Origin of the sequence: Pseudomonas sp. Sample_9, assembly GCF_004307535.1 — a bacterium.
GTDB classification, from domain to species: Bacteria; Pseudomonadota; Gammaproteobacteria; order Pseudomonadales; family Pseudomonadaceae; genus Aquipseudomonas; species Aquipseudomonas mercuritolerans.
Genome location: NZ_RAZO01000291.1, coordinates 1,438 through 6,813, shown reverse-complemented (window position 1 = coordinate 6,813; position 5,376 = coordinate 1,438). Strand labels below are relative to the sequence as shown.

The window sequence follows — 5,376 nt, the reverse complement described above, 5'->3', positions numbered from 1 at the left end:
TCGTAGGTTTCGCCGCGCCCGCTGAGCAGTACCGCGTAGGCCGCTGACCACAGGTACGGCACCAGAATCATCGACGAGGCCAGATAGATCAGACTGGTGTAAGTGCCCGCCGAAAAAAGCGTGATCAGCAGAAAAATCTGGATCATCACATTGGTCAGCCACAGCGCGTTGACCGGCACGTGATTGTTGTTTTCCTTCTTGAGGAACGCCGGCATGGTCTTGTCCTTGGCCGTGGCGAAGAGGATCTCCGCGCAGAGCAAAGCCCATGACAACAACGCGCCCAACAGGGAAATCGCCAGCCCGACGCTGATCAGCAACGCGCCCCACGGCCCGACGATGTGCTCGAGCACCGCCGCCAGTGAAGGGTTCTGCAGGTTGGCCAGTTCCGGCTGGCTCATGATCCCCAGCGACAGCACGTTGACCAGCACCAGCAGCGCCAGCACGCCGAGAAACCCGATCACCGTGGCGCGGCCGACGTCGCTGCGTTTCTCCGCGCGGGCCGAGTAGACGCTGGCGCCTTCGATGCCGATGAAGACGAACACGGTGACCAGCATCATGTTGCGCACCTGATCCATCACCCCGCCGAAGTTGGGGTTGCTGCGGCCCCAGATGTCGCGGGTGAAGATGTCAGCCTTGAACGCGACGGCCGCGATGACGATGAACATGATCAGCGGCACGACCTTGGCCACGGTGGTCAGCTGGTTGATCAGCGCCGCCTCCTTGATCCCGCGCATCACCAGAAAGTGCACCGCCCACAACAGCACCGAGGCGCAGCCGATGGCGATCGGCGTATTACCCTGGCCGAACACTGGAAAGAAATAGCCGAGGGTGCTGAACAGCAAAACGAAATAACCGACGTTGCCCAGCCATGCACTTATCCAGTAACCCCAGGCCGACGAAAACCCCATGTAGTCGCCAAACCCGGCCTTGGCGTAGGCGTAGACGCCCGAGTCCAGCTCCGGCTTGCGATTGGCCAGCGTCTGAAAGACGAACGCCAGCGTCAGCATGCCTATCGCAGTAATGCCCCAACCGATCAGGATCGCCCCTGCATCGGCGCGTGCCGCCATGTTTTGCGGTAACGAAAATATCCCCCCGCCGATCATCGACCCCACCACCAGCGCGATCAACGCACCAAGGCGCAGCTTTTGCGTCGGTTGCGACATGCAGATCTCCTTGAAAGAGTCGTGTTGTTTATTTGTAACAACAGCCGACTAAAAGCCTAAGGGTAGATGACGTTTATCAGGTAATGCCGAATCTCGCAGCGTTATATATAGCCGACCACGATAAGGCGTAGCACATTAAGTCAGTTTTGTGCGCCGATCTTGATTATTCGATTCTGTGCTGAAAACAGATGACCGACATTTGCCAATCGCTGAAAAGCAACTAGCGTCATAGTTCGAAAGCATTAATAGCTATTCTCGACTGCCTCAGCGAAACGGCTCTGGAATGGGCCTTTGAGGCTACAGCGTTATGCCCGCAACGGGCGCACAACTCATTCATTAACAATGGAATGTGACCATGCACTGATCCATGTCAGCTGTTCGAACAGACAACAGTACTAGGCTGTGAGCTCTCCTTTCCTGCAATGGAGTCATGCAAATGTCTGAAGCGCCCGGAAAACTAAGACTCGGTGCACTGGTTGCACTGGTAGTCGGTTCAATGATTGGCGGCGGGATATTTTCGTTGCCACAAAACATGGCCGCCAGCGCCGACGTCGGTGCAGTGCTGATCGGCTGGGCCATCACCGCAGTCGGCATGCTCACCCTCGCATTTGTCTTTCAGACCCTCGCCAATCGCAAGCCTGACCTGGACGGCGGTGTCTACGCCTACGCCAAGGCCGGATTCGGCGACTACATGGGTTTCTCATCAGCCTGGGGTTACTGGATCAGCGCCTGGCTGGGCAACGTCGGCTACTTCGTTCTGCTGTTCAGCACCCTCGGCTATTTCTTTCCGATCTTCGGCGAAGGCAATACCCCGGCGGCGGTGATCGGCGCGTCCTTGCTGCTGTGGGGCGTGCATTTTCTGGTGTTGCGCGGGATCAAGGAAGCGGCGTTCATCAACCTGGTGACCACCGTCGCCAAGGTCGTGCCGCTGCTGCTGTTCGTGTTGATCGCAGTCTTCGCGTTCAGACTGGACATCTTCACCGCCGACATCTGGGGCGTGAAAAACCCTGACCTGGGCAGTGTGATGAACCAGGTGCGCAACATGATGCTGGTCACCGTCTGGGTGTTCATCGGCATCGAAGGCGCGAGCATCTTCTCTGCCCGCGCCGAGAAGCGCTCGGACGTCGGCAAGGCCACCGTGATCGGCTTCATCACCGTGCTGCTGTTTCTGGTGCTGGTGAACGTGCTGTCGCTGGGCATCATGACCCAGCCGGAACTGGCGAAACTGCAGAACCCGTCGATGGCCGCCGTGCTTGAGCATGTGGTCGGTCACTGGGGTGCGGTGCTGATCAGCGTCGGCCTGATCATCTCGCTGCTCGGTGCGCTGCTGTCGTGGGTGCTGCTATGTGCGGAGATCATGTTCGCCGCCGCCAAAGACCACACCATGCCGGAGTTCCTGCGCAAGGAAAACGCCAACCATGTGCCGGTCAACGCCCTGTGGCTGACCAACGCGATGGTGCAGGTGTTCCTGATCATCACCCTGTTCTCGGCCAGCACTTACCTGTCACTGATCTACCTCGCCACCTCGATGATTCTGGTGCCGTACCTGTGGTCGGCGGCCTATGCCCTGCTGCTGGCGGTGCGCGGCGAGAGCTACGAAGGCTTTGCCGCCGAGCGGCGCAAGGATCTGATCATCGGCGGTATCGCCCTGATCTATGCGGTGTGGTTGTTGTACGCCGGCGGGGTCAAGTACCTGCTGCTGTCGGCCCTGCTCTATGCGCCCGGCGCGATCCTGTTCGCCAAGGCCAAGCTGGAACTCAAACAACCGGTTTTCACCAACGTCGAGAAGCTGATTTTCGCCGCAGTGGTCGTGGGCGCCGTGGTGGCGGCCTACGGTCTCTACGATGGCTTCCTGACGCTGTAACCCCTGATTGAATTGTCATCTGGAGGAACACAGAAATGACCACGGAAAAAGTGAAGTACGGCGTCCACTCCGAAGCCGGGAAACTGCGCAAAGTCATGGTTTGCTCCCCAGGTCTGGCCCATCAGCGGCTGACCCCGAACAACTGCGATGAACTGCTGTTCGATGATGTGCTATGGGTGGCGCAGGCCAAGCGCGACCACTTCGACTTCGTCACCAAGATGCGCGAGCGCGGCATCGACGTGGTGGAAATGCACAACCTGCTGACCGACATCGTCGCCATTCCCGAAGCGCTGGACTGGATCCTTGAGCGCAAGGTGACCGCCGACTCGGTGGGCCTGGGCCTGATCAGCGAAGTGAAATCCTGGCTGAAAAGCCTCGAGCCACGGCACATCGCCGAATTCCTGATTGGCGGCGTCTCGGCCGATGATCTGCCGGACAGCTTCGGCGGCAAGACCATCCAGATGTTCCGCGACTTCCTCGGCCACTCCAGCTTCATCCTGCCGCCGCTGCCCAACACCCAGTTCACCCGTGACACCACGTGCTGGATCTACGGTGGTGTGACGCTGAACCCGATGTACTGGCCGGCGCGCCGTCAGGAAACCCTGCTGACCACCGCCATCTACAAATTCCATCCGCAGTTCACCAACGCCGAATTCGAGATCTGGTACGGCGACCCGGACAAGGATCACGGCAACTCTACCCTTGAGGGCGGCGATGTCATGCCGATCGGCAACGGTGTGGTGCTGATCGGCATGGGCGAGCGTTCATCGCGTCAGGCCATCGGCCAACTGGCGCTGAACCTGTTCAACAACAAAGCGGTGGAAAAAGTCATCGTCGCCGGCCTGCCGAAGTCCCGCGCGGCAATGCACCTGGACACCGTGTTCAGCTTCTGCGACCGCGACCTGGTGACGATCTTCCCGGAAGTGGTCAACCAGATCGTCGCCTTCACCCTGCGCCCTGACGAAAGCAAACAGGGAGGCATCGACATCCGCCGCGAAGAAGGCAGCTTCCTCGACACCGTCGCTGCGGCGCTGAATCTGCCGAAACTGCGCGTGGTGGAAACCGGCGGCAACAGCTTCGCCGCCGAACGCGAGCAATGGGACGACGGTAACAACGTGGTGGCAATGGAACCGGGCGTGGTCATCGGCTACGACCGCAACACCTACACCAACACCCTGCTGCGCAAGGCTGGCGTGGAGGTCATCACCATCAGCGCCGGCGAACTCGGCCGGGGCCGTGGCGGCGGCCACTGCATGACCTGCCCGATCATCCGTGACCCGATCGATTACTAATCTTTGAGCCTTCGCCGCGACTTATCGAGCGCGGCCAAGGGGATAACCGAAACCCAAGGAGATCCATCATGGCTTTTAACATTCACAACCGTAACCTGCTCAGCCTGGAACACCACACCCCACGTGAGCTGCGTTACCTGCTCGACCTGTCCCGCGATCTGAAACGCGCGAAATACACTGGCACCGAGCAACAGCATCTGAAGGGCAACAACATCGCCCTGATCTTCGAGAAAACTTCGACCCGCACCCGTTGCGCCTTCGAAGTGGCGGCCTATGACCAAGGCGCCAACGTCACCTACATCGACCCGAACTCGTCGCAAATCGGCCATAAAGAGAGCATGAAAGACACCGCCCGCGTGCTCGGGCGCATGTACGACGCCATTGAGTACCGTGGCTTCAAACAGGAAATCGTCGAAGAGCTGGCCAAGTTCGCCGGCGTGCCGGTGTTCAACGGCCTGACCGATGAATATCACCCGACCCAGATGATCGCCGACGTGCTGACCATGCGTGAGCACGCCGACAAGCCGATCCATGAAATCAGCTACGCCTACTTGGGCGACGCGCGCAACAACATGGGCAACTCGCTGCTGCTGATCGGCGCCAAACTCGGCATGGACGTGCGCATCTGCGCGCCGAAAGCGCTGTGGCCGCTGGACGATCTGGTGGCGCGCTGCAAAAAATACGGTGAGGAAAGCGGCGCACGCATCACCCTCACCGAAGATCCGAAAGAAGCGGTCAAAGGCGTCGACTTCATTCACACCGATGTCTGGGTATCGATGGGCGAACCGGTGGAAGCCTGGGCCGAGCGCATCCAGCAACTGCTGCCGTATCAGGTCAACGCCGACCTGATGAAAGCCACCGGCAACCCGCGTACCAAGTTCATGCACTGCCTGCCGGCCTTCCACAACAGCGACACCAAGGTCGGCAAACAGATCGCCGAACAATATCCGCACCTGAAAAACGGCATCGAAGTGACCGACGACGTGTTCGAGTCGCCAGCCTGCATCGCCTTCGAGCAAGCGGAAAACCGCATGCACACGATCAAGGCGATTCTGGT

General features: G+C 59.5%; 4 protein-coding genes. 3 read left to right on the top strand and 1 reads right to left on the bottom strand.

Features of this window, described 5'->3' with window-relative positions; all coding sequences use genetic code 11:
• Positions 1 to 1,163, bottom strand: a 1,163-nt coding sequence (gene arcD / locus D6877_RS16010) for an arginine-ornithine antiporter (RefSeq protein WP_130911417.1), incomplete at its 3' end; no start/stop codon positions are given.
• A gap of 436 nt (positions 1,164 to 1,599) precedes the next feature.
• Between arcD (D6877_RS16010) and arcD (D6877_RS16005) the strand changes: the two genes are divergently transcribed.
• From arcD (D6877_RS16005) to D6877_RS15995, 3 genes are all read left to right on the top strand, one after another.
• Positions 1,600 to 3,027 (top strand): arginine-ornithine antiporter, encoded by a 1,428-nt coding sequence (gene arcD, locus D6877_RS16005; RefSeq protein ID WP_016773517.1) that lies wholly within the window; start codon positions 1,600 to 1,602, stop codon positions 3,025 to 3,027.
• Positions 3,028 to 3,062: 35 nt separating this feature from the next.
• Entirely contained in the window at positions 3,063 to 4,319 is a 1,257-nt protein-coding gene (arcA, locus tag D6877_RS16000; RefSeq protein WP_016773516.1) for an arginine deiminase, read from the top strand.
• A gap of 68 nt (positions 4,320 to 4,387) precedes the next feature.
• A partial coding sequence (locus D6877_RS15995) for an ornithine carbamoyltransferase (RefSeq protein WP_130911419.1) occupies positions 4,388 to 5,376 on the top strand: 989 nt, incomplete at its 3' end.

Coding starts and splice junctions, on each gene's coding strand:
- arcD (WP_016773517.1), top strand. CDS start 1,600: ATGTCTGAAGCGCCCGGAAAACTAAGACTCGGTGCACTGGTTGCACTG.
- arcA (WP_016773516.1), top strand. CDS start 3,063: ATGACCACGGAAAAAGTGAAGTACGGCGTCCACTCCGAAGCCGGGAAA.